The following is a 22,798-nucleotide window of genomic DNA, read 5'->3' on the forward strand; positions in this document are numbered from 1 at the left end:
GGGGAGTTAATCGGCGTCCACGCCAAAGGTCTCGGCGATATCGTCTAAGACTGCATTAGCGCCGTAGAGACCAACAGCACTCATCCAGATGCCATCTTCAACTTCGCTGACTTCTCCTTCTAGACGGTCCCATAGAGGGTTGCGCTTAAATTCTTCTTTTGTACGCTCGCTGATTCCCTCATCATCTGCATACGTGGTGATGAAAATGTGGTCAGCGTCGATCAAGCTGATTTGTTCTTCAGAGATTTCTTCATTAAAGCCAGTACCGCTGGCGGCTTCGTTCGTCTTGAATCCTAGGTCACTCATCACCACGCCGATATAGGTGTCTTTCTTATACAGCCGGGTAGGCGCGTCTAGGAAGCGAACCACGGAGATCGTCGGGTTTTTCCCGAGCTTTTCACGCACGCGGTCGCCGATGCGCTGAGCGCGATCTTCATATTTTTTGATCAGAGAGGTTGCTTCGTCTTTCTTTTCAACAGCCTCACCAACGAGTTTTAAGTTTTCTTTCCATGTCCCGCCGGTTTTCTCGGTGAAGATAGTCGGAGCAACTTTATTTAACTGATCGTAGATTTCTTCGTGTCGGACTTTCGCTGACAAAATCGCGTCTGGTTTGAGGGAGCTGATCTGCTCTATTGATGGTTCACTTAGACTACCGACAGAAACAGCATCAGCGGCACACTTTTTGCCGTCTTCACCAAAGTATTCCGGGATACCATCAGAGCCAGCAATTTCGGTGAATCCCACAACGTTAAGGCATAATGCGATGGCTGGGTCCAACAGGCCACGATCGAGCGCCACCACAGTTTTGATTGGTTCGCTGAGCTCGGTGGTGCCCATTGCGTGTTCAATCGTGCGGGTATCGCTGGTTGCAGTTGTGGATGACGCAGTGTTTTCTGCAGCGGAATCTTCTGCCGAAGATGAACAGGCGGCAAGCAAGCTTATGCTCAGCGTCGATGCAATGATGGCCGTGGAAAAGCGGAGTTTGCGCATAATTTTCTCCTGGTGATAGAATCAAAAGAAGCCCGAAAGGTTAGTCTTGCCTATTGAGGTTAGCCTGAGTTATGTTATCGTAATGAAGGTGAGGGTGCAACAAAGGATTGATGCACCCTAGATCTTTCTATCTGGAGTGCCCCTTTGGGTCTTTTGCATCTGTAGAAATATAACGATTGCCGAGACTTCGTATAGAACGGGAATCGCATCATGAGAAGAGTAACGGCATGAGTGAAACGCTAACACTTTCGGAGCCTGATGCTTTGAGTTTTCAGGATGCTGTGGAATCTAGCGCTAGGTCTTATCCGCGTACTTTCCCAATGGCACCTGTGGCTGCTTCTGGGGGTGGATAGAAACTGCAACAGGGGGAAATATCTTGATTGTTTGGCAGGGGCAGGCACTCTAGCCTTGGGACATAACCATGCATCAATTAGAGGCCTGTTATTTACTGGCACCGCGTACCGGATGGGGCAATTCTGCGTATGTGCATATTTCTTTGAATCTTAAGGCTTGCTTAAAGATAGCGAGAGCGATATGGATTTGATGCAGAATCTTCAGCACTTTACTGCTGGAATACAGCGTTATCTACCGCAAGTTATGTCTGTGGTGGTGCCTACTCGAAATGGCAGGGTGAGGTTTAATTCAGGAAAGTTTGTCGATAATCCACTTAGGGTTGGTATTGATTCCCGAATAGATGGATTACGGATTTTGCCTAGTGATACTCCGCGGGTTGAGTTTCGCCTCTCAGGCTCCGATGCCCAGTTACATCTGCTAATTGGAGTGCTTGTGCGGTGTGGTTTGGAAGGAATCCGAGAGCAGTGTGAAATTAACCCAGAGCCTTCGGATAAATTACCCGACAATTTAGATCAAGCATTAGAACTTTGGCAGGATAGCGAGGAAGCGTGGCAAATGATCGGGGCAGAAATGCATGGACTTATTTCAGCATTGTGTAAAGCCGAGCTGGAAGCTCATGGCTCTGCGGTAACGTCCGTTGATGTACAACGAGAACGGTTGCGTGCGTGATCCTTAAGCAAAACAAGATTTGTGAGTTGCTGACTGTTCCGTCGATTCGGAGCATCTTGCTATGGTCAATTCCTGCGCGTCTGCATTTGTCTGTGACTAGTATCGCGATAGTGCTTTTATTGCTGGAGCGTACAGATTCCGCTGTAAAAGCCGGGATTATTGCTTCAGGATTGGTTTTAGGACAAGGGATAACCGGACCCATTAGAGGGCGTTATGTTGATACCCATCGAACATCTGTTGGACTAAAGGTCACTAGTATCGCCTATGGTATTGGGCTAATCGGGCTGCCTGTTGTGTTGTCGGAATCATTGTTTTCCGGTTATCTCTTGGTCTTTCTCGCTGGGCTGATGTGTCCACCATCGACTCAAGTTTCTCGTGCAAAACTTGCACAGGCCGCTGCAGATACTGAGTGGAATAGAGTTTATGCGTTGCAATCTGTTATTAGCGAACTGGTGCTAATTTGTGGTCCTGCTTTGGTGGCATTCGTCGTAGCCGCTTTTTCTCCTTCGATTGCGATGCAGGTATCTGGGGCAATAGCTATAATTGGCGGACTTGGTCTGGCTCGTTCATGTAGATACTTCGGGATAGATCATCCCCCTTCGAGCAGTGCTGCGAATCAGCCACGGGGACGTCTCAGCTCAGCTGCGTGGCGAATAATTGTGAGCGTGGCGGTTTTGGGTGGCTTCGTTTACGTTGATCGATTTGTCTCTACTTTTTGGTCAGGAAATTCTGGAGAGAGTTCTTTAGGGGCAATACTTATTGTTATATGGGCGGTCGGTTCTATGTTAGGCGGGATTATATCGGGTAGTAAAGAGCAGACTTACAGTCTAATAATCCCATTTTTAGCAGTAGTATTCTTGACTGCTGTATTGACGGTTATGATGTATATTTTTCAGGCCAATTCTCAAGGCTTGCTGCTATTAGGTACTGTTTTATTGGTTCATGGGGGATTTATCACTCCATGCTTGGCCAGGCTGTATTCGTCCTTAGCTGTGTTGGCGGGGGCTGCGCGTGCTCGTGCTTTTGGCTGGAAAGCAAGTTTTACGACAGCTTCCGGAGCAGTAGCGAGTGCAATCGGCGGAGCGGTGAGTGAATCTCACAGTCCTTATATACTAATTGCAGTTGCGACCGTGTTGTTGGCTGCAGTGTTTTTGTGGGCACCGCGAATTAATAATGAAAATACAGTAAAGGTTGTTTTATGAAATTAACTGTATCGAAAAATAACACTAGAAAAAATTCTAGGAAAATTCCCACGGCAGTCGTGTGTATGTTGCTATTATGTGCGGTTTTATTGCTGTGCATCGGCAGTCTAATTTTTGGTGCAAAGCCATTATCATTATCTGCGTTACTACAGGCTACCCCAGGTAATGATACAGAAGCGGCGTTAATAGTCTGGGATTTACGTGCTCCGCGCACACTGATTGGCCTCATAGTTGGGATGTCCCTAGGAATTGCTGGAAGCTTGTTGCAGGGGCTGACGCGAAACCCGGTTGCTGATCCTGTGCTCTTAGGAATTGGTGCTGGTGCAGGACTTGGAATAACCGGAGCAACTTTTTTGCTGCACGTTTCCACCATCACATCAACCGTGTGGTTCGGACTACTCGGTTCCTTCGTTGCAGCAGTGACTCTGGTCGCTATTGGCCAAAGAATAGGAACGGGCATGTCCGGGCTGACCCTTATCTTGGGTGGAGTAGCAGTGCAAGCAGGGTTCATGGCTATTTCTAGTGCGCTGATTATTTACGATCAGCAGTCTTTGGGCACCTATCGCTTATGGACTGTAGGTTCATTGGCAGGACGTCCGACTGCAATATTCTTGCCATTGCTTTTGCTACTCGTATTAGGTTTAGCAATAGCGCTCTACACTGCGATTAAGCTGAACATACTGGCGCTGGGTGATGAAATCGCTGTCAGCATGGGCGAAAGCGTACGAAGAATCCAGTTGTTTGGTTTTTTAGCTGTGGCCATATTAACAACCGTTGCGGTTGCTGCGGCAGGCCCCATTGCATTCGTAGGGCTGATGTGCGCCCATTTAGCTGCCTTGGCTGGACAAGCAGATTGGCGGTGGAACGTGGCGCTGGCTGGTTTGTTGGGCATGTGCGTTGTGTTGTTCGGTGACATTGTGGGCCGCCTTATTGCCCAGCCGGCAGAAGTGCCAGCCGGCATAGTTTTGGTGCTTATTGGGGCCCCTTATTTCATTATGCAGATTAAGAGATCAGGGGTGAGGGCATGATTGCACTCCAAGCTCGCAAAGGTAATCTTCGGCCCTTTTGGTCAACGACTGGGTTAGCGGTGGCACTGGTTGCCGGAATAGTTGTTTCTATCGCGGTGGGAGAAGAATATTTTTCGTTGATGACAGTTATTCAAGCCCTTGGCGGAGGTGGGGATTCGCATACGAGTTTTGTAGTTCGTGAGCTCCGTTTTCCACGCGCAGCAGTAGCCGTTGTAGTCGGAGCTGCTCTCGGGCTGGCTGGGATGGTGCTGCAATCGATGTCGCGCAACCCGCTGGCAAGTCCTGATGTGCTCGGTATCGTCACCGGGGCTGGCACTGGTGCAGTTGCTTTAATCGTGCTCACTGGTGACTATGGTGGCATTTCCGGTAAGTGGGCAGAAGTCGGGTTGCCGGTGGCGGCCTTAGCCGGCTCTTTGCTGGCAACGATTCTATTGTGGATTTTAACGCGGAACGAATCTGTCATCCGGGTTTTGCTCATTGGAGTGGGTATGCAAGCTATGTTTGGAGCGCTAACATCCTGGCTCTTGCTCAAAGCTTCTATCGTGGATGCAGGGCGGGCTATCGTGTGGTTGACCGGTTCGTTGAATGCGGTCACGATGGCTAATGTCTATCCTTCCTTGGTGGCACTCGTGGTTTCTACAGTGGCTGTTCTCGCAACTTATCGTTCATTAAGTGTGTTATCCCTAGGGAATGAGACTGCCATTGGTTTGGGTGTGTCTATTAACCGCACTCGATTGATATTGCTTCTGGTCTGCGTGGTTCTTTCTGCAACAGCGACCGCTGCGGTAGGCCCCATAGCCTTTGTGGCCCTTGGTGCTCCGCAGTTAGCGCAGAGGCTTTATCGCAGCATTATTCCACCGTTATTTGGGTCAATATTATTTGGCGGGTGCTTGGTTGTCTGGGCCGATTGGATTGGGCGGGCTTTGTTTGAGCAGTCGCTGCCAGTGGGGGTAGTAACTGCTGCATTGGGGGCTCCGTTGTTAGTTTACCTCGTAATTTCTAGTACCAGAATGGGAGAATAGCATCGTGGGATCGCGTTTGGAGGTTAAAGAATTAAGCGTTGGATACGGCGACGATAATGTATTGGACGGGTTGGATTTAGCTATCGTCGATAATGCTGTTACAGCAGTAGTTGGGCCTAATGGCTGCGGAAAATCTACGTTGGTCAAGGCTTTGGGGAGAATCTTGGAGCCAAAAGAGGGTGGCGTATATTTGGATGGGCGTTCTTTGCAATCGATAAATACCAAGGCCATTGCGCGTACGGTCAGTATTTTGCCGCAGAACCCGCAAGCCCCTGTCGGTATTACAGTGAAAAAATTAGTGAGCCGGGGCAGATTTCCGCATCAAAAATGGTGGGGTGCTAATACCGAACACGATGCACAGGTTATTCGAGAAGCATTGCGCACAATGCGGCTGGAAAAACTTGCTGATGAGCCGGTGACTAATTTGTCAGGTGGACAGCGGCAGCGCGTCTGGATTGCGATGTCGCTAGCACAAGAAGCAGATATTTTGTTATTGGATGAACCCACAAACCACCTTGATCTCATACACCAATTGGAGATTATGGAGCTGTTGCGCAGCCTGCCAGCGGATCACCGAACGGTCGTAGTGGTGCTGCATGATTTAGCGTTGGCAGCGCGTTATTCAGATTACTTAGTGGCTATGCGGGATGGCGTGATCGTCTCGCAAGGCCGAACGGAAGATACCTTCAATGAACAATTATTGTTGGATACCTTCAGTTTGGAATCAAAAATTTACCAGGATGAATCCACGGGGCTACCAGTGGTGTTGCCGTTGGCAGCGAAGCTCGAGTAATCATAAACTCGCACCTAATCCGCCACCAATGGTTCCATCGTCAGCTCTGGGTGAAGTGGAAACCGAATTTTGGAAGCAGAACCCGCCGCAAGTAATAATAAAAATCAAGGCAAATGCCTAAGAACAAAACTCGGGGCACTTCACTATGCGGTCAGTACCGCGTGCGGTCAGACAGGCATGTTGGAAGTCTGGGTAGTTGCGAGATGAAGAAGTATAAAGCTGTTCAATCGAGCAAGTTTGTGTTGCTCGATTGAGTGCTTTTGAATTAGGCGTAGTTGACTGCTGGTGCAATGCGGGCAGGTGCCATGATTGCGATTGCTGCTGCGCAGAGGAAAACGGCAAGGATCTTGAGCGTTGACCAGTCACCGCCGAGCAGTCCGCCGTAGAGGACGTAAACGACGGAGACCACGGCAGTTAGTGCGCCGACCGCTACCTTGTACAGTCCTTCGTTTCCAGTGCCGTCTATAGGAAGATAGATCAAACCGAAGCACAGGCCGATTAGTGCGGAGCACACTGCGAGAAACAGCGATTCAGATAGTTCGGGCACTGGTTGGTTGCTGAATGCGTTGATGGTGGCTGATACGAGGAAGATGACGGCGAATGCGACGACACCTCCGAGTACGGTGAGCGCACCGAGGTTGATAGCCAGCTTTTGAATGTCGTATTTCGGACGTTGCTGGTTGTCCTGGGGTTGGTACTCATAGTTAGTAGATGGGTAGGTCATGAGTCCTCTTTTCCGTGAAGTGTGGGCGTGCGGTCAGGCGGGCGTGTGGTCATGCGGGCATGATTGCACGGTGCTCGGATTAGGCGGTCTGAATTGCAGAACATTCTTTCGGTAGCTCCGTTATGATTCGAGAAGGTCGGTGACGGCTTGTGTCACGATATCGGTGACCGTGCGCTGGTTTTCTGCGGCGTAAATGGGCCTTTCCGGTTTTAGAGTGCGTTGATTTTGTCTTGTAGCTGTCCGGAGTGGATTAGGCACCGCAAGATGTAGTGGTTGAGGTTTTTAAATCCTAGGGCGATGCCGCGTAGGTGTTCGAGTCTGCCGTTGATTGCCTCGACAGGGCCGTTGGACGCACCGATATCGAAGTAGGCAAGCACATCTTTGCGTCTTCGCCACAGGGTGCGTCCCAGTTGGGCGAGCTTTTCTAAACTTTTCGGTAATCCTTTACGCAGGGTGTGGATGATGCGTTCCATGAGCTTTTTGCCTTCCGTTTTCTTCGGATGCGCGTACGCTGCGATCATGTCTTGGTAGAGCAGCCATGTTACTTCTAGGGGCATGTAGTCGTCATCGGTGGCCCACAACATTTCTAAGCGTTGCTTTTGTCGCTGGGTGAGATAGTTCGTCCTGGTCAACAGGGCGCGCCGGTGCTTGTACAGTGGGTCATCTTTGCGTCCGCGACACCCGGTGGTCTCGCGTTGGAGTCTTTGTCGGCAACTGGTGAGTTTGTCGGCTGCTAGATGCACTACATGGAAAGGGGTCTATGACTTTGTTTGCTTGTGGTAGTTGCTCCTCGACTGCGGTGGCATAACCGGTAAACCCATCCATGGTCACCACCTGTATCTGCTCCCGGAAGCTGGGGTCGCGCTCTTTAAGCCACCCGCTGAGCACATCGGCGGATCTGCCCGGTCGCATGTCTAACAAACGTGCAGGCCCATGCCCGTCCACCAGCGGGGTGAGGTCAACAAGTATGGTCACCAGGTGTGATACCTGGCCTGGTTTTCTGGTGTGTTTCCATACATGTTCATCGACTCCCAAGAATGCGAACCCCGTCTAGGTGACAAGGATCGCCGTAGACAAGCTGACGGCAAGCATCTAGTGCGACCTGGTTGACCAGGTCCCAGCCCACACCGAGTGTTTTGGCGGTAGCTGACACACTCATCCGGTCAATAGCAAGGCGCTGCAAGATCCAGCGGGTGACCCGATACGTGAGCTTGGCACCGTCATCAGCGCAGGTTAAAGATTCTTGGAAGATCTTTCTCTTACATGAGGCGGCTGCGTACCGAAACCTGGTGGCTTTTATGTGCAGTCTGGTGGGGAATCCGACGACAGGAAGATCAACGAGTCGACGGGTGATGTGGTCGCGTAACTTGCCAGATGGGCCGCAGTCTGGGCACACGCCGATAACGGCTACGGGCGTGGCCTCAATGATGGTCAGTGCTCCGGCATCAGCGGCACCGGTGATAGCAAGTCCGTTTTCCGCGGTACGGCAGATGGTGTCAGCAACGAGGTTTCCAGTAGGCTTCACAGGACGGGTCTCTGGTGGGTTTAGATGGTCGTGTAGCAACTTTCATTTTCACACTAGGGACCCGTACATGTTGTGGTGACCCGCTGGACCCGTTGTTTTCTATCTTATCCCGCTACGCACCCCAAAACCGGAAGAGCCCTCAAACGTCTTTTTGGGCAGGCAGAGCTGGAAAAGGCGGCGTGGAAAGAATTATCGGAGGCAAACTTCTAAGCCCAGCTCGCCGTCATGATGCCGTCTGGCATCTCGTTGGGCTGGGCTACTGCCAAAGGCGTGCCTGCCAGATCGTTGGACTCTCTCGTAGTGTTTATCGGCGCGCTAGGATCCGTCAGGGCAAGCCGAATAAGTACGCGGACCTAAGGGCGTGGATGCACGAGTTCGCGCGTGATCACCGCCGGTGGGGACACCGGCGCGCCTGGAGGATTGCCCTCACCGAGGGGTATAGGATATGCCGGGAAACCTTCCGGAGGATTTGGCGTGAAGAAGGCCTGCGCGTCCTACCCAGGAAGAAGCGCAAACGCGTCGATGGTCACGGCCAGCGCGATGTTCCTGCCGGCCAGTACCCGAACGACATGTGGGCGCTGGATTTCCAGTTCGATTCAACATGACACGGCAAGACGATCAAGATCTGCAACATCATCGATGAATACACTCGCGAGCACGTCGCCTTCACGGTCGACAAGAAGATCGACGCGGATTCGGTGATCGAGCTGCTCGACCTCGCTTGTTGTGACCAAGGCGGGCGCCCGCGGGTGATCCGGATGGATAACGGCCCCGAATTCATCGCCCACGCACTCCACGCGTGGGCTGGGGAGGATGAAACGATTCAGGCGTTTATCCCGCCAGGCCAGCCCTGGCATAACGGGTATGTCGAGTCTTTCCACAACCGAATGCGTGACGAACTCTTAGGGCGTGTCTGACAATTGAGGGAAGCGTGGCATGGGACCCTGGCTCCCGTGTCGCGTTTTCACATGTTGAGTGATGCCCAGTGGGAGATGGTCGAAGAACTTCTGCCCCGTCGCACGGGGAGAAAAGGCCGACCGTTCTCCGATCCCCGGCAGATGCTCGAGGGCATCCTCTACCGCCTGCTTCGGGTCCTGGCAGACGGTCTACACCTGGCACAACCGGATGGCCAAGGACGGCACCTGGGACGTGATCCTTCAGCGACTTCTTACACAGGCCGATACGGAAGACCTGATCGACTGGTCGGTGTCGGTGGACTCGACGATCACCCGGGCCCATCAGCACGCCACGAACATCACGCGGGTCACAGGGGGCTTTGTCGAATTACAACAACCCGCTGGCCGAGCCGCCTGATCACGCGGTCGGCCGATCACGGGGTGGTCTGTCTACCAAGGTCCACGCCCTGGTCGACGGCCACGGCATGCCCCTGACCATGATCGTCACTGCGGGCCACCGCGGTGACTGCCCGGTGCTGATCCCGTTGTTGAAACGCCTGCGGGTGCCCGGGACGGTGGGCCGACCGCGCACCCGGCCTGATGAACTCCGCGCGGATAGGGCGTATGCATCGAAGGCTGTGCGCAGGTATCTGCGCGAGCACAAGATAACGGCGACGATCCCGGAGAAGAAGGACGTGATCGCCGCCCGGAAGCGGAAAGGCTCGAAGGGTGGGCGTCCACCGACGTTCGATGCGCAGTCCTACAAGGGCCGCAACGTGGTGGAACGGTTTTTCGGCAACCTCAAGCAGTGGCGGGGTGTGGCAACCCGGTACGACAAGCTCGCGGTTGTCTACCGGGCCGGCGTGATGGCTATCGCCGTCATGACCTGGCTGAAGAAATTGTCAGACACGCCCTAGAAGACAACAGCATCGAGAATCTCGAACATGCACGGATGCTCGTGGCCCAGTGGTCGCAGCGGTACAATGACTTCCACCCGCATTCCTCGCTGGGCTACCTCAGCCCGCGGAAGTATGCGGAACAATGGAAACATGAAAACACGGTCAACGCTTAAACCAACTGGACCGAATTCTTAGGCCACCTCAAGGTAACGTGCAATCGCTATCAAGATCAATGCAATCAGCCCAAAGCTCGCTGCCGTCAAAGGCAAAGCTCCGGCGCCACCAGTTGTAAGCGCAATACCTCCAACAGCGGCCCCGATTGATACACCGAGATAGGCTCCCGACGTGTTCAGTGCTAGAGCCTGGGGTGCTACTGGCCCGGCCAACATGTACAAGCGAGCTTGGATGGCTGGAGAATTCCAGAACGCCAAACCGCCCCAAACTGTCACAACGCAGATAACCGCAGGAATCGGCGTCGGCCTCCCCATCCATATAAGCCACAAGATGACCATCGTGAAGATAATGCCGCCGATTCCGACACTCAGGGTTCGGTCAGCGCCCCATCTGTCAGTTGCGATACCACCCAACCAAATCCCGAGGATGCCAGCTATACCCGACAGGCTAAATGCAAATGCCCGTTCATCAACTCCAGCTGAGCTCGTGGCATCGAGATAGGGGGCAAGATAGGTCAACATCATCATGGACCCAGTCATCAGTGCACAGTTCGCAAGCAAGCCGAACGAGATAGGTCCGGCACTTAGCGTCCGGAGCTGATCCCGGAGGAGTGGCACCTCCCGTTCGCCATCTTCACGCGGTAGCGTAGGCAAGAGTGCAAGAAGGACTATCAGTCCTGCGACGGCCATGGTGGCAAAGCATGCACGCCATCCAAGATGTCCGCCGATCCACGTCCCGATCGGGACACCCGCAGCAATAGAACCGGTCACCGCCAGGGATACAATAGCGATATAGCGGCCGGTCTTATCCGCAGGAGCCCGCTCCGCGGCGAAGGCGAAGACGGCAGGAGTCATCCAAGCTGCAGCCACAGCGGCTACCACCCTCAACACCAGAAGGAGGGGGTATGACGGCACGATTACAGCCAGACCATTTGCGAGAATGAACAAGCATAGACCGACGGTAAATAATTGTCGCCGTGGAATTTTTGCCAGGACGACTGCAGCCAAAGGCGCCACTATGGCTACGGTCAGCGAAAATGCGGTAATGAGCTGTCCCGCATGAGATTCACTCACCCCCAGATCAGCGGCGAGTTCCGGTAGAATTCCGGCGATGACATAGTCATCCGTATATAGTACGAATCCTGCGGCGAGCAGGGCGAGGAGCCATGCAGGCATCAGGCTACCTTTCTATACTAAGAAGATTACGCAACGCATCTCGTAGAGTCGAACGCAGTTGATACACTGTGAGGGCCCCATGAGGTGTGACGGTGTCAAGTGTCAGCCCACCAACAAGGGCCGAGACCTGCCGGGCTGCCGCGCTTGGGTTGGGCACTTCGAGGCAAGCTAGTGCCGCAGCAATAACGTCATGGAGATCGCTCGCCATCTGTGCAGCGGACGATGCAAATACCGTCTGTGTTCTTGAGGCACGTATTAGCTCAAGGACTACGATGGCTTCCATCCTCCGCGCCTCATCGACAGGGAGAACTTGTTCCAGAAGATCTTGCAAAGCAGTTAGTGCCTCTTCGCCGTCGAGGCCCCTTAATTGCTCGACCGGATGGTGCATGAGTCGCTGTCCCATTCGGTTACCGGCTTCGTGAGCTGCAGCGGTCAGTAGGTCTTCATGTCCATCAAAAAAGTGCCGTACCGAACCTATATTGAGGTCCGCTTCAGCAGCCACCTTCCTTAAGGTAAGTCCTTCAAGGCCCTCTGCTACGATCAAACGAAATGCAGCATCGATGACATACTGGCGACGTTCCTCTGCGTCTATGCGTGCAGGCATGTGTTTTCATCCTCATTTTCTTTTGACAGATTCGTCCCATACAGGATGGTCGGTTTCGTACGTCTGTCCGTCCTTGGTGAATACCAAGAAGCGATCGAAATCTCGGGCAAACCAACGGTCGTGGGTCACGGCAAGAACTGTCCCGTCATAGGCTCCGAGCGCTCGTTGGAGGGCCTCCGCTGACTCCAAGTCGAGATTGTCAGTCGGCTCGTCGAGAAGCAACATTGTCGCACCGCCAAGTTCGAGCAAAAGGATCTGGAAGCGAGCTTGTTGCCCCCCCAGACAGGGAATCGAAGTTCTGCTCGGCGGAATGGGCGAGCTCGTAACGAGCTAGCACTCGGGATGACTCTTCACGCGGCATTCCACGTCGGTGCTCGTTACCACGATGCAGTATCGAGAGCAGACTACGGCCGCGAAGGTCGGGGCGTCCATGTGTTTGAGCGAACCAACCCGGACGGACTCGGGCGCCTAGACGCGCGGTACCGTCGTGCGTCACTGGATCAATGTGCATATCGGCTACAGGTTCGTGTTCAGGGGTGGGGTCATCGCCGCCGGCTGCCAGCAGGCGAAGGAAGTGCGACTTTCCAGATCCGTTCCCGCCGAGAACGGCAATGCGGTCACCGTACCAAGCTTGGAAGTCGAAGGGCCGGACGAGTCCGGTGAGTTCGAGTTGGTCACAAGTCAGAGCCTTCTTGCCCGTCCTGCCTCCATGTAGACGTATCGCAAGTTTTTGCTCCCGTGGTTGCGCCTCAGGCGGACCAGCCTGTTCGAACCTGGCCAACCGAGTCTGCGCCGCCCTGTACCGCGAGGTCATATCTGAGTTATAGGCCGCCTTCTGCTTATACATCTGAACAAGCGAACGCAACTTTGCGTGCTCGTCATCCCATCGGCGTCGCAGTTCGTCCAGCCTTTCAAACCGCTGCGTGCGTGCCTTCTGATATCCGCTGAAGCCACCAGAGTGAACCCATGCGGTATTACCTGCACTGCCCAGCTCGAGAGTGACGATACTCGTGGCGGTGTTTGCGAGAAGTTCGCGGTCATGGCTGATATAGAGCACGCTCTTATTACATTCAACCAGCTGGTTTTCAAGCCAGCGTTTGCCTGGGACGTCGAGAAAGTTATCTGGTTCATCGAGAAGAAGAATCTCATCAGGGCCACGAAGAAGCGCGTTAAGTATGAGGCGCTTCTGCTCACCGCCCGATAACGTCGTCACCGGACGGTCCCGACACTTCTCGAATGGCAAGCCCAGGGAATCTGTGGCGCACGCATCCCAAAGAACTTCTAGATCGTAACCGCCCTTCTCGCCCCAAGAAGCCAGAGCGGATGCGTATTCCATCTGCCGATCAGTATCGTCTGTAGCGGCAACCGCTTGTTCGGCACGGCGTAATTCTGCAGCGGCTTCCTGCAAGGGCGGAGGAGCCACCGACAGTAGCAATTCTTGGACCGTCCCGGAATCGACGAACTGGCGCATCACTCCAATCGACCCCTTGCGGGAGACTGCCCCCGCCTCGGGAGTGATCTCGCCTGTAATGATGCGTAACAGTGTCGTTTTGCCTGCTCCATTCGCTCCAATCACCGCCACCCTCTCCCGAGGGCCGACACGGAACGAGACGTCGCGGAGCAGGGGCCGGCCGTCGGCCAGCGTGTAGCTCACCGCCTGTGCTTCGAGGTAGCTCATGGGTGACCACTGTATCACGGTCGTGATAAATGATGGAACCCAGGCCTTGGTGGCGGCGTTGAGCCCGAGCGTCGGCCGAGCCGATCCCCCGCGCCAAGGTCGTAGCCACGGGGCAGGGTGGCGATGACTTGGGTCTAGGCGGTATGGTGTGTCACACTCGTGTCATATATCACGCCTGTGATAGCTTCGGTCCGAGTACAACACATAGAAGCGCTGAGCGGTGGCTCGTCAGCACCGCAGTCGCCTACCGGTCAGCGCAGGAAGGTGGCAAGGTCATGACCGATGACTTCATCGTCGAACAGCCTCAGGAGAGTGACTTTGACGCTCTCCGTGGCCTGTTCGTCAGCACTCTGGAACCTCACTACGACGGCGATCACGACGCGCATCTCACTCGCCTGATCAACGCCCACCGCGCAAATGGACAAGACGCCAACGGCTTCAACTCTCTCGCCCAACTGGGATATGTCGCCAGACAAGAGCCTGGAGGCCGCCCGGTCGGCTACATCAACCTCGCGGTCAAGCGTCACGGCACTGCCAAGATCAGCCCACTGATCGTCGACCCGTCAGCTAGGCGCCGTGGCATAGGAGAGGCACTATTGAACGCGGCTCCCCATGACATCCGTCTTCTCTACTGCACGGTTAGCGAAGACAACCTCAACGCCCGAACCTTCTTCTTTCGACAGGGGTTCGTACAAGTCGGGACGGCACCGGATCAGTACCGTCGCGGGAAGACGGAACTGATCTTGCAGCGACCACGATTGCGTTCAGGCGTAAAAGCGACGATCCGTTCAACTTGGTTCGTGTCCAGGATTCCGCACAGTGACGAAAGTTTACGGAGCTCGCCCATTCCGCGCACGTGAACCAGCCACTTCCGGCAGCGACCAAGGTCACCTATGGTCCCCTTCGGGCCGAGCCAGATCCAGTCAACGCTAAGGCCAAGACGGCCTATATCGCGTCCTCTCCCGATGGCCGGGAACTCGGCGGAATCATCCTGACCAAGAAGAAGGGTGGGTCAACCAAGCTATCCACGATTGCTTGGACAGATACCGACGTGCTCTACAAACTCTTGACCGGACTGTCTCGGACGGAGGAGTTCCAGGAGACAGCCGGACGGATCTATGTGCATATGCCAGTCGATCCGGACGCCTCCCGCGTCTTTCAAGCACACCAGTGGCGGCTCGACGCACTGATCCCCGGTCTCGATGACACATCTCAAGTCGCTGCCCAATGGAGCACAGCTCCCGCTCGTGTCGTCCCATCTGTGCAATCTCCGAGTTCCTTCGCCACTCACAAAACGTGGTCCGACTACCACGCAGAACTGCAGGACATGATCTCGGCACGTGAGTGGGATTCGTTCGAAACACCGCAGGAACTGCTGATCTCGCTGATGGCGGAGGTCGGTGAACTAGCCGAGGAACTCCAGTGGACGTCGAAGACCCCCACACGCGACCTGGACCAACACAGCATCGGCGCGGAAATGGTAGATGTCTATAATTATCTCCTTCGGCTCTCTTGGCACATCGACATTGATCTTCTTGACGCCGCGTTCCAAAAGCTGATGCGGGTCAAGGAGAAGTACCCCGTGGATAAGTCCCGTGGCACGACCAAGAAGTACACGGAATTGAGGTGATAACGATGCGCCAGGTCAAGATGTATCGACCGCAGGTTCCAGCTGACGCCTTACCTCGTCTGAAAACAATCCTTGATCGAGGATGGTTCGGTCTCGGCCCGGAGACTGCCGCGTTCGAACAAGAACTGTCAGCACTCCCAGAAGTAGGAGGCCATGTTGTAGGAGTCAACAGCGGCACCGCAGCCCTGCACCTGGCCCTTCATGTCAGCGGCGTCTCGCCGGGCACCTCCGTCATCGTGCCTGCCAACACCTTCATTTCTACCGCGGCCGTCGTCGTGCAGCACGGGTGCCATGTCGTCCTCGCCGACATCGATGTTAGTACCGGAAACATCGACACCAGTCACGTCAGAGAGCTTCTTCGGAACCGGAATGACATCAGCGCTGTTATCCCGGTCCACTATTCCGGCATCCCTTGTGAGCTGGCCGAGCTCAACATGATTGCCGCCGAGTACCGGCTCACGATCATTGAGGACTGCGCTCACGCGATCGGAGCAGTTCATCAGGGACTGCCGCTGGGGAAGTACAACAACATCCGGGCCTACTCCTTTCACGCGACCAAGGTCGTTCCAATCGGGGAAGGCGGGTGCGTGACTTTTCCCACTGAGGAGATGGCAGATCGAGCGCGACGGTTACGGCGTCTAGGTATCGACTCTTCTCAAGCTGACTGGTTCAGCCCGTACGAGATCGAAGAGCTAGGTTTCAAGTACAACATGAATGACATGGCAGCCGTCCTTGGCCGCAGTCAGCTGGCAGTGCTACCACAGCGGATCGCGCGGCGTCGAGATATCATCGCCCGCTACACCCGATCGGTCTCTTCTCCCGATATATGGCCGGTCATGCCGCGCCGGGCAACCGACAGGACGGGAGCGTTCGCGTTCTCGGTGAGGGTGGAAGAGCATGTGCGCGACCACGTCCGGCGACAGCTGGCAGAGGCCGGTGTTCAAACGGAGATCTACTTCAAATCACTCGACTCGTTCCGCATCGGACTAAGCGGCGCGGTCCCCAAGGCGCGCAAGTTTTCCAAGGAGGTCATCAGCCTCCCCATTCACGACGCGATGAGTGATGACGATGTCGACTACGTCGCGGATCATCTGATTGGAGCCACCGCCTCATGAAAATATTGTATGTCTTCAGTATCTACCTGCCTTTGACCGGGGGATGCCAAGACCCGATTGACCAAGCGGCACCGTATATGACGTCGCGAGGGCATGAAATTCACGTTCTGACTAAGCGTTGGCCCCAGGGCCTGCCTGACACGGAAGACATCAACGGTGTCACCGTCCATCGTGTGGATTCTGCAATACTGCCTGACGAGCTTGAGCGTATGGCTCACGATGTAAAACAGATCGTTCGAGAAGTGCAGCCAGATGCAATCCACGTGATCGGTCTACGACGCCCTCTGCCGTTCTTCGCGTTGCTGGCGGCGCGGTGGCTCGGAGTGCCTGTCGTCATGACGGTAGGTGGGTGGGATGTTCCGGACCCTGACGATCCGGAACCCGGGAAAGTCTGGACGAGCGGCAAGCACCTGATCCGCAACGCCATGCTCCAGGCCGATCAGGTCAATGCCGCCTCAAACGACCTGACTCGCCTCGTCCGGCTCGAGTTCCCAGAGCTCGGCGATATCCCGGTCATGCGCGTCGGCATCGATACTCAACTCTTCGCGGAGGCCACGCCCATCCCTTGGCCACGACCCTATGTCCTCTCGTTGAGGCGACTGGAGGACTCGAAACAGGTCGATCATGTCATTCGAGCCTTCGCCGAACCTGCGATTAAGGACCACGATGTTGACCTCCTCGTAGTTGGAGATGGGCAACAAGCCGGCACACTACGGCGTTTGACCCGAGACCTCGGGCTTGAAGAACGCGTGCACTTTCTGGGCGAGGTCGACATTCAACAGGCCGCGAGCCTCATGAAAGGCGCAGCCCTTACAACAGTCGTCTCGCGCGCAGAAGGAGGCGGTTTAGTCAACGTCGAGGCCCAGGCAGCCGGCACGCCCGTCCTGGCGACCCGCGTCGGAGGCATCACCGAGTACCTTGGTGGCGACAAAGGGGCGTACTTCATCGATGACACGAGCCCTGCTCCACTGGCCGAAGGAATCAGACGGTGCCTGACCGACTCTGCTCTACGCACGTCACTGATCACCTACGGACGTCAACATGCCGAGGTCTTCGAGACCCGGCACCTCGTGGAAGGGTACGTCGACGTCTATCGCAGCCTCGAGCCGGTGGCCCGAAGCCGAGAATTCGAACCATGGTCAAAACTCACAGCAGACCTGTGGGACATCTTCCGCGGCACGGACGGGGCCCAGCTTCATTCAGGGCAGCACAAACTGACTGCACGACCGGCGGACCTGGACGGACTCGGCGCCCCCGCGAACCGTTGGTGGTACACACGCGCCGAAATATTCGGCCGGAAAGACTGGCCAGAATTCGAGGCTCATGCACTACGTCAGCTGCGAGACGAATACGGAGACGAAGTCGTCGAAGGGCTCCTCGCAGAGGCCGCGGAATGGGGACGAATCGATGCATCAGCACTATCCGTCTACGCAGAATCAGTACGAGAGGAGGTCGACGCATCGTGAAATCTGATGAGTTCTACGACCAGCTCAGCAGCGACTACGCTTCCTTCAACGGTGTCAGCAGACGCTACCTTGCCGCCGTGGACCGTGCAGCCACCCACCACATCGACGGGGCAAAAGCTGGCTGGACATAGGAACAGGGGACGGACTTCGCGCCGCCTCACTTCTTGACGCTCTCCGCAACCGGCCTCAGGAGGTTACCCTCTGTGATAGCAGCGCTGGGATGGTCTAGGCGGCAAAACGAAACCTGCCTCAGGAACGTGTGCCCCAGTGGGGAATGACAAAACAGACGCCCTTCCCTCCCGGCCAAACGTTCGCGGTCATTACGCTCCTTGGAAACGTACTAGGTCACGTCCACCCGAAAGAATCGCGTCTCGAACAGCTCGCTGCTATTCGCCCGCTCCTGGCCGACAACGGCACGCTCTTGCTTGATTTCAACAATCGGTGGAACACGCGCGCATATGGCATGCGTCGGGCTGGCACGAACATCCTTAGGGACCTGATACGTCGACCGCACTCGACATTCACCGCCACCAAGTCCATCAACGGAGAGTCAATCTCGACTCCGGTCTACCTCGGATCTCCCCGTGAATACCGCCTCCTGCTGTCCAAAGCCGGATTCCACATCAACCACGTCACCTATCACCACTACACCACCGGCGAACACGCGAATCCACTCACCGGCCAGGGGCTCATCCAGGCAACAAAGAAGGAGAAACCATGAAGATATTCGTCGCTGCTCCATTCGGGTCCAAACTGGATGCCGCAGGAACCTTTGACCTGGGGTATCGCGGACGCCTTGAACAACTCCATCGCCGTATCGAAGCGGCCGGCCACTCCATCTTCGCTTGTCAGCGAAATGAGGAATGGGGTCACGCACCACTGCCGCCAGAAGACTACGTCCCCATCGACTATCACGAGCTTTCCTCCAGCGACGTGATCATTGCTGTGCTCGGAGCCGACCCATCTTTGGGAGTTTGCATTGAATTGGGATGGGCGTCTGCCCTGGGAATCCCGATCATCGTGGTCGCCAAGCACGCCCACTCCTCGACGATGATCTCCGGACTCCACCGTGTCTCTGAGGTCCACTACATCGCTGCGGATCTCGAAGAATCGACACCCACAGACCAGGAATTGTTCGAGCAGCTGCAGGTGCATCTACCAGGAGACACTGTTGATGAAGAAGTGTGAATCGACTACGAACGATGGCTACCATCTCACCGTCTCCAGCGTAGATTTCGGCTGGGGCGGCAGCGGAGCCCTGGGCTCAATCCTCACCTCGTACCTGGAGTGGTGGAACGACACCCGGATTGGAGTCATCGGATCACAGCTCGGCAAGAACATCCTGTCGTCTGAAGTCACAACGTCCGATGCGGAGACCCTCGATGCAATGATCGCCGCAGGGCAACGCCCGGACCTCCACCTATCGGTTCTGGACTCCGACACGGCTAAAGCTGCAGTCAAGTCGGGGATCCGTACTGTGTTCGTGGATCTCCTCCCGTTCCTGTGGGGCGAGGAGCAACGGGAGTGGGTGCCGTATGACGTCGACCAGTATCTCTTTCAGGACGTCGCCGGCCTGGGCGATGCTTCCGACATACTGCCCTCCAGCGCAGTCTCCATCGAAGCGATCATCGACCCACATCGAAATCGCCGGGAGCCTACACGGCACGGCAAAAGCCATGAAGGGTACGCGCTGCTCATACTCGGTGGGCTCATCAGCCCCCAGCAGAACGACCGGGACGGCTATGTGTGGGCGGTCACGTCATCAGTCGTTCACGCCGTCCAAGCCCACGGACACCGGCGCCTGAGAGTCGTTGGAAACCTCTCCCCGGTAGCTGCGGATGCCATTACCCAGATCTGCACCGCCCATGGGATCGAGGGGCAGGTGGGTTATGTCAGCACAGCCGAATTCGGCTCACTGGTCGATGCAGCCGACCTCATCCTCGGCCAACCAGGTCTCATGACTCTCCTCGAGGTGAGCGCTTCTGGCCGTCCCTTCGTCCGGCTCCCACCCCAGAACGTCGCCGGATTCGTTCAGACCGCAGGCTTCACCAGTGTGCAAGGCGACCAAGCCTCCATCTCCTGGCCGCCCGGCATCATCGACCCCGAGCACTTGGAAAGCCTCCGCCTGGAGGGCGAGTCGATCGCCAACTCATACTGTTACAGCTCCCTCAATGCCTTTACCGGCATGCTGTCCTGGGAAAACGATGTCTTCTACGAGGGCTTGTCTCAAGCCATTGGCGAGGCACTGGCGGTGCCCCTCGCCACCCGCCGAAGGTTCGCTGGCCTCACGGGCGATCGCGGCGCACAGCAGGCCGCGCAGCACATTCGTCGAGAAATCACACGGACGGTGTAGTCCAATGCGATGCATCAAAACTCTCGGCCACTTGCATTCCCAATGCGCTCGCCAGCGCGCCGTGACAAACGCCTCTGGGCTGCTGGCCGCCTTGGGCGACCTTCGAAAGTGGCGGCTATCTGCTGACGGAGCGCTGGAACATGAGTCGGGACGGTTCTTCCGGGTCATCGGCGCGAACACAGCCCCTGAGTATCTGACAGCCGGTCCGCACGAGCATCCAATGCTCGATCAGCCAGAAATCGGCATGTTGTGCCTCTTCCTAACCGAGATCAACAACGAGCCATATGGGTTAATCGCGTTCAAGTTCGAGACTGGAACGCCAGAAGGAATCGAGGTCGCACCGAGTTTCCAAGCGACCAAAAGCAATTACGAAGGAGCTCACGGAGGAAGCGCAGTTCCCGGACAAGACATCGCCTTCTCGGACCGACACCCTACCCTCGCTGATGCTATTCAACGAGAGCAAGAAGCATGGTTCCTTGGGAAGGTCAACAGAAACCGGGTCATCATGCTTCCTTCAGATGACGCTGAACCCTTGAACCGACTTATCCCCGATTCCTATTGGGTGCCAGTGAGGGTTCTGCTCCAAGGGTTACTCGTAGACAATCTGCTCAACATGGATCTCAGGTCCATCCTCTCCATGATTGCGGTTGACAACACGCTCGGACGGGTCCTTACCTCACAGCAAATTCGTTCGGCTGCTGAATCGATTCGTTCACGTCTGGGGAAACCCAGGTCCACTCAGTCGCGTTCACTTCTAGAACTCCCCGGCTGGACCTATAACTCGTCACTAGTTGGGCCCTGCTCAAACTCAGCCACTATTGTCGGGCGACGTGTACGAGTTGAGACTCGAGAAGTCGCTGAGTGGGATCAACCCTTTCTCTCGCCGGGATCGAAAGCACAATGCACTCTCGTCGCCCGGAGAGACGAGACCGGTCGAAGTTGGGAGGTTGCACTTATCCCTCGTCGGCGTCTCGGCTCTACTCGTGGAAGCACGCTCGAAGCCACAATCCAGCGTCATCATCAGACACATGGCGACGGAGGCAACCTCTCGGAGGACTGCCTGCATGAGCTGGTCAGTACGGCCGACAAGGTAGTCTCCGTCGATCACGCCGAAGAGGGCGGTCGCTTCTACCATGCACAAACGCAGTATCAGGTTGTTCTGCTGGGCCGCACTGAACTCCGTACTACCACCGACCAGTGGCAGTGGACACACCTGGACGTAGCTGACGCGCTCATCGCTGATGGCGACTGTCTCAGCGTCGAAGCCAGAACCTGTATAGCCATGCTCATCGCCGCGATCGCGCCCACAGGAGGTGATCACAAATGATCGGGGCCATCGGTTACTCGGACTACCTCAAGCGACGGACAGCACCCCTGCTCCGAAGCTACAACCACTCAGCGAACGAGCCACTTCTAGTTGGCAGCGATTACCTCTCGGCGTCCCACGAACCGGGAATCATGGGGAAGCCTCGCGAAGAAATACTTCACGACCCGAGAATCACAACCGTATACATCTCCAGCGCCACCGGAGATCACTATCGCGACGCTCTCGCCGCCCTCACCCACGGGAAACATGTGCTGGTCGAGAAGCCCATTTGCTTGCGCACCGACGAGTTGGCCGAAATTGATAGCGCCGCTCATCGCCACAACCTCGTGGTGGCGGAGTGCTTGAGCTATCATTTTCACCCGCGATGGAACCGGGCCATGGAAATACTTCGCGCACAGCGGCAGAAGGAAGAACTCACACTTCGGGCGGCGTTCTGCATACCGCATCGCACAAAATCTGATTTCAGGTACCGTCCTGAGCACGGCGGCATAGTCGCAGACCTGGGGACCTATGTTATCGACGCGCTACTCCGCGCGGGTCTGCCGATGAGCCAACTTCAACCGCCGGCTGGCTCAATCCGGATATCGCGTCTCTCCGGCCAGGTGGGCACGGTAAGTCAGACGCACAGCCATGCTCGTTGGGCGATCGGCGATGCCTACCAAAACGAGTTCGTTGTCGCAGGTACGACCTTTCGGATGGATCTGCAGCGTGCCTTCTCACCGCCCATCAACGAGCAGACGGTCCTGACGACGATCAGCGCGTCGAGGAGCGAGGGTCCAGTCAGCCATGTGTTTGCGCCAGCAAACGCGACCCATTTGTGCATCACCAATGCTCTTCGCTCCATTGGAAACCGTGAGATGGGAATCGTGGGCGTCGACAGCATTCATGAACGAATCAGCATCCTAGAGAACGTGATCGTGGAAGGAAACGAAGGAGCATGATCCGCATCCTCATCGTTGGGCACCAGGGTCTCGTCGGACGGGCCATACACACGGCGGCACCCGCGAGCTTCCAAATCGAGGGCGTAACGTCAGCAGACGCCGGTCGACCCGCAAGGGCGGATCTCGACCTCGTTGTCAATGCAGGTGGACGAATCTGGGGTGACGCCGAGAATGTCGAGCATGCCATCATGTCGTCCGCGGAAGCAGCGATCCACAACGCCCGCTGATCCCAG

The 22,798-nt window shown here is 55.7% G+C and carries 25 protein-coding genes and 2 pseudogenes; 21 read left to right on the forward strand and 6 right to left on the reverse strand.

The features are described from left to right. Window positions 1-6: 6 nt before the first annotated feature. Window positions 7-990: an ABC transporter substrate-binding protein gene (locus tag ABMV07_RS03805; protein ID WP_196978051.1), complete on the reverse strand. Its 984-nt coding sequence runs from the start codon at window positions 988-990 to the stop codon at window positions 7-9. A 510-nt stretch (window positions 991-1,500) separates the two neighbouring features. Here ABMV07_RS03805 and ABMV07_RS03810 point away from each other — a divergent pair. The 5 genes from ABMV07_RS03810 to ABMV07_RS03830 are packed head-to-tail and all read left to right on the forward strand — an operon-like array spanning window position 1,501 to window position 6,058. Next, window positions 1,501-2,013, forward strand: coding sequence for a hypothetical protein (locus ABMV07_RS03810; protein WP_133119751.1), 513 nt, complete (start codon window positions 1,501-1,503; stop codon window positions 2,011-2,013). Further along, window positions 2,010-3,215 (forward strand): MFS transporter, encoded by a 1,206-nt coding sequence (locus tag ABMV07_RS03815; RefSeq protein WP_327786447.1) that lies wholly within the window; start codon window positions 2,010-2,012, stop codon window positions 3,213-3,215. Before ABMV07_RS03810 ends, ABMV07_RS03815 begins: the two co-directional genes overlap by 4 nt. Continuing rightward, a complete protein-coding gene (locus ABMV07_RS03820) occupies window positions 3,212-4,243 on the forward strand; it encodes an iron ABC transporter permease (RefSeq protein ID WP_197691220.1) in 1,032 nt (343 codons plus the stop codon). The genes ABMV07_RS03815 and ABMV07_RS03820 overlap by 4 nt, the downstream gene beginning before the upstream one ends. After that, window positions 4,240-5,265 carry an iron chelate uptake ABC transporter family permease subunit gene (locus ABMV07_RS03825; protein WP_088267886.1) on the forward strand — a complete coding sequence of 342 codons (1,026 nt, stop codon included), beginning with the start codon at window positions 4,240-4,242 and terminating at the stop codon, window positions 5,263-5,265. The genes ABMV07_RS03820 and ABMV07_RS03825 overlap by 4 nt, the downstream gene beginning before the upstream one ends. 4 nt (window positions 5,266-5,269) lie before the next feature. Then, window positions 5,270-6,058: an ABC transporter ATP-binding protein gene (locus tag ABMV07_RS03830; protein ID WP_229255040.1), complete on the forward strand. Its 789-nt coding sequence runs from the start codon at window positions 5,270-5,272 to the stop codon at window positions 6,056-6,058. 265 nt (window positions 6,059-6,323) lie between these two features. Here ABMV07_RS03830 and ABMV07_RS03835 read toward each other — a convergent pair whose 3' ends face one another. Both ABMV07_RS03835 and ABMV07_RS03840 read right to left on the reverse strand, forming a co-directional pair. Further along, the gene (locus ABMV07_RS03835) at window positions 6,324-6,782 is read right to left on the reverse strand and encodes a hypothetical protein (RefSeq protein ID WP_197692307.1); all 459 of its coding nucleotides are present in this window, start codon (window positions 6,780-6,782) and stop codon (window positions 6,324-6,326) included. A gap of 209 nt (window positions 6,783-6,991) precedes the next feature. Further along, window positions 6,992-8,307: pseudogene (locus ABMV07_RS03840) on the reverse strand (ISL3 family transposase). Between the two features lie 179 nt (window positions 8,308-8,486). On the opposite strand from ABMV07_RS03840, the gene ABMV07_RS03845 reads away from it, so the two are divergent. The 5 genes from ABMV07_RS03845 to ABMV07_RS03865 all read left to right on the forward strand — a co-directional run bounded on the left by ABMV07_RS03845 (window position 8,487) and on the right by ABMV07_RS03865 (window position 10,275). Next, the gene (locus ABMV07_RS03845) at window positions 8,487-8,912 is read left to right on the forward strand and encodes an IS3 family transposase (RefSeq protein WP_374064879.1); all 426 of its coding nucleotides are present in this window, start codon (window positions 8,487-8,489) and stop codon (window positions 8,910-8,912) included. A 30-nt stretch (window positions 8,913-8,942) separates the two neighbouring features. After that, window positions 8,943-9,224 carry a DDE-type integrase/transposase/recombinase gene (locus ABMV07_RS03850; protein ID WP_374065006.1) on the forward strand — a complete coding sequence of 94 codons (282 nt, stop codon included), beginning with the start codon at window positions 8,943-8,945 and terminating at the stop codon, window positions 9,222-9,224. Window positions 9,225-9,432: 208 nt separating this feature from the next. Further along, window positions 9,433-9,621: a hypothetical protein gene (locus tag ABMV07_RS03855; protein WP_196977615.1), complete on the forward strand. Its 189-nt coding sequence runs from the start codon at window positions 9,433-9,435 to the stop codon at window positions 9,619-9,621. After that, the gene (locus ABMV07_RS03860; RefSeq protein WP_197690954.1) at window positions 9,584-10,120 is read left to right on the forward strand and encodes an IS5 family transposase; all 537 of its coding nucleotides are present in this window, start codon (window positions 9,584-9,586) and stop codon (window positions 10,118-10,120) included. Before ABMV07_RS03855 ends, ABMV07_RS03860 begins: the two co-directional genes overlap by 38 nt. 35 nt (window positions 10,121-10,155) lie before the next feature. Continuing rightward, window positions 10,156-10,275, forward strand: a complete 120-nt coding sequence (locus tag ABMV07_RS03865; protein ID WP_370684799.1) for an integrase core domain-containing protein — start codon at window positions 10,156-10,158, stop codon at window positions 10,273-10,275. 18 nt (window positions 10,276-10,293) lie between these two features. On the opposite strand, the gene ABMV07_RS03870 is transcribed toward ABMV07_RS03865, so the two are convergent. From ABMV07_RS03870 to ABMV07_RS03880, 3 genes and pseudogenes are all read right to left on the reverse strand, one after another. Beyond that, window positions 10,294-11,451, reverse strand: coding sequence for an MFS transporter (locus ABMV07_RS03870; protein ID WP_197691907.1), 1,158 nt, complete (start codon window positions 11,449-11,451; stop codon window positions 10,294-10,296). Window positions 11,452-11,455: 4 nt separating this feature from the next. Then, the gene (locus tag ABMV07_RS03875; RefSeq protein ID WP_088267609.1) at window positions 11,456-12,055 is read right to left on the reverse strand and encodes a TetR/AcrR family transcriptional regulator; all 600 of its coding nucleotides are present in this window, start codon (window positions 12,053-12,055) and stop codon (window positions 11,456-11,458) included. Between the two features lie 12 nt (window positions 12,056-12,067). Continuing rightward, window positions 12,068-13,733, reverse strand: a pseudogene (locus ABMV07_RS03880) (ABC-F family ATP-binding cassette domain-containing protein). Window positions 13,734-13,879: 146 nt separating this feature from the next. On the opposite strand from ABMV07_RS03880, the gene ABMV07_RS03885 reads away from it, so the two are divergent. From ABMV07_RS03885 to ABMV07_RS03935, 11 genes are all read left to right on the forward strand, one after another. Then, entirely contained in the window at window positions 13,880-14,593 is a 714-nt protein-coding gene (locus tag ABMV07_RS03885; protein WP_197691906.1) for a GNAT family N-acetyltransferase, read from the forward strand. Further along, a complete protein-coding gene (locus ABMV07_RS03890; protein WP_196981465.1) occupies window positions 14,590-15,363 on the forward strand; it encodes a hypothetical protein in 774 nt (257 codons plus the stop codon). The genes ABMV07_RS03885 and ABMV07_RS03890 overlap by 4 nt, the downstream gene beginning before the upstream one ends. Before the next feature lie 20 nt (window positions 15,364-15,383). Then, window positions 15,384-16,478 carry a DegT/DnrJ/EryC1/StrS family aminotransferase gene (locus ABMV07_RS03895; RefSeq protein WP_374065007.1) on the forward strand — a complete coding sequence of 365 codons (1,095 nt, stop codon included), beginning with the start codon at window positions 15,384-15,386 and terminating at the stop codon, window positions 16,476-16,478. 77 nt (window positions 16,479-16,555) lie between these two features. Further along, on the forward strand, window positions 16,556-17,944 hold the full coding sequence (locus ABMV07_RS03900; RefSeq protein ID WP_374065008.1) for a glycosyltransferase family 4 protein: 1,389 nt from the start codon (window positions 16,556-16,558) through the stop codon (window positions 17,942-17,944). After that, window positions 17,941-18,075, forward strand: coding sequence for a hypothetical protein (locus tag ABMV07_RS03905; RefSeq protein WP_374064880.1), 135 nt, complete (start codon window positions 17,941-17,943; stop codon window positions 18,073-18,075). Before ABMV07_RS03900 ends, ABMV07_RS03905 begins: the two co-directional genes overlap by 4 nt. A 143-nt stretch (window positions 18,076-18,218) precedes the next feature. Next, the gene (locus ABMV07_RS03910; RefSeq protein ID WP_374064881.1) at window positions 18,219-18,665 is read left to right on the forward strand and encodes a hypothetical protein; all 447 of its coding nucleotides are present in this window, start codon (window positions 18,219-18,221) and stop codon (window positions 18,663-18,665) included. Beyond that, entirely contained in the window at window positions 18,662-19,132 is a 471-nt protein-coding gene (locus tag ABMV07_RS03915) for a nucleoside 2-deoxyribosyltransferase (RefSeq protein ID WP_088267603.1), read from the forward strand. The genes ABMV07_RS03910 and ABMV07_RS03915 overlap by 4 nt, the downstream gene beginning before the upstream one ends. Beyond that, window positions 19,119-20,297 carry a hypothetical protein gene (locus ABMV07_RS03920; protein ID WP_374064882.1) on the forward strand — a complete coding sequence of 393 codons (1,179 nt, stop codon included), beginning with the start codon at window positions 19,119-19,121 and terminating at the stop codon, window positions 20,295-20,297. Before ABMV07_RS03915 ends, ABMV07_RS03920 begins: the two co-directional genes overlap by 14 nt. A 31-nt stretch (window positions 20,298-20,328) precedes the next feature. Next, window positions 20,329-21,624 carry an NDP-hexose 2,3-dehydratase family protein gene (locus ABMV07_RS03925; RefSeq protein WP_374064883.1) on the forward strand — a complete coding sequence of 432 codons (1,296 nt, stop codon included), beginning with the start codon at window positions 20,329-20,331 and terminating at the stop codon, window positions 21,622-21,624. Then, entirely contained in the window at window positions 21,621-22,565 is a 945-nt protein-coding gene (locus tag ABMV07_RS03930) for a Gfo/Idh/MocA family protein (protein WP_374064884.1), read from the forward strand. The genes ABMV07_RS03925 and ABMV07_RS03930 overlap by 4 nt, the downstream gene beginning before the upstream one ends. Beyond that, window positions 22,562-22,792, forward strand: coding sequence for a hypothetical protein (locus ABMV07_RS03935; protein ID WP_374064885.1), 231 nt, complete (start codon window positions 22,562-22,564; stop codon window positions 22,790-22,792). The genes ABMV07_RS03930 and ABMV07_RS03935 overlap by 4 nt, the downstream gene beginning before the upstream one ends. Window positions 22,793-22,798: the final 6 nt, after the last annotated feature.

It is taken from the genome of Corynebacterium belfantii (genome assembly GCF_041898185.1).
Classification (GTDB): Bacteria; Actinomycetota; Actinomycetes; order Mycobacteriales; family Mycobacteriaceae; genus Corynebacterium; species Corynebacterium belfantii.

Bases quoted from the DNA above. Each gene is read 5' to 3' on its own strand.
- ABMV07_RS03805 (WP_196978051.1), bottom strand. From the start codon at position 990: ATGCGCAAACTCCGCTTTTCCACGGCCATCATTGCATCGACGCTGAGC.
- ABMV07_RS03820 (WP_197691220.1), top strand. From the start codon at position 3,212: ATGAAATTAACTGTATCGAAAAATAACACTAGAAAAAATTCTAGGAAA.
- ABMV07_RS03825 (WP_088267886.1), top strand. From the start codon at position 4,240: ATGATTGCACTCCAAGCTCGCAAAGGTAATCTTCGGCCCTTTTGGTCA.
- ABMV07_RS03835 (WP_197692307.1), bottom strand. From the start codon at position 6,782: ATGACCTACCCATCTACTAACTATGAGTACCAACCCCAGGACAACCAG.
- ABMV07_RS03855 (WP_196977615.1), top strand. From the start codon at position 9,433: ATGGCCAAGGACGGCACCTGGGACGTGATCCTTCAGCGACTTCTTACA.
- ABMV07_RS03865 (WP_370684799.1), top strand. From the start codon at position 10,156: ATGCTCGTGGCCCAGTGGTCGCAGCGGTACAATGACTTCCACCCGCAT.
- ABMV07_RS03870 (WP_197691907.1), bottom strand. From the start codon at position 11,451: ATGCCTGCATGGCTCCTCGCCCTGCTCGCCGCAGGATTCGTACTATAT.
- ABMV07_RS03875 (WP_088267609.1), bottom strand. From the start codon at position 12,055: ATGCCTGCACGCATAGACGCAGAGGAACGTCGCCAGTATGTCATCGAT.
- ABMV07_RS03895 (WP_374065007.1), top strand. From the start codon at position 15,384: ATGTATCGACCGCAGGTTCCAGCTGACGCCTTACCTCGTCTGAAAACA.
- ABMV07_RS03900 (WP_374065008.1), top strand. From the start codon at position 16,556: ATGACGTCGCGAGGGCATGAAATTCACGTTCTGACTAAGCGTTGGCCC.
- ABMV07_RS03910 (WP_374064881.1), top strand. From the start codon at position 18,219: ATGACAAAACAGACGCCCTTCCCTCCCGGCCAAACGTTCGCGGTCATT.
- ABMV07_RS03915 (WP_088267603.1), top strand. From the start codon at position 18,662: ATGAAGATATTCGTCGCTGCTCCATTCGGGTCCAAACTGGATGCCGCA.
- ABMV07_RS03920 (WP_374064882.1), top strand. From the start codon at position 19,119: ATGAAGAAGTGTGAATCGACTACGAACGATGGCTACCATCTCACCGTC.
- ABMV07_RS03930 (WP_374064884.1), top strand. From the start codon at position 21,621: ATGATCGGGGCCATCGGTTACTCGGACTACCTCAAGCGACGGACAGCA.
- ABMV07_RS03935 (WP_374064885.1), top strand. From the start codon at position 22,562: ATGATCCGCATCCTCATCGTTGGGCACCAGGGTCTCGTCGGACGGGCC.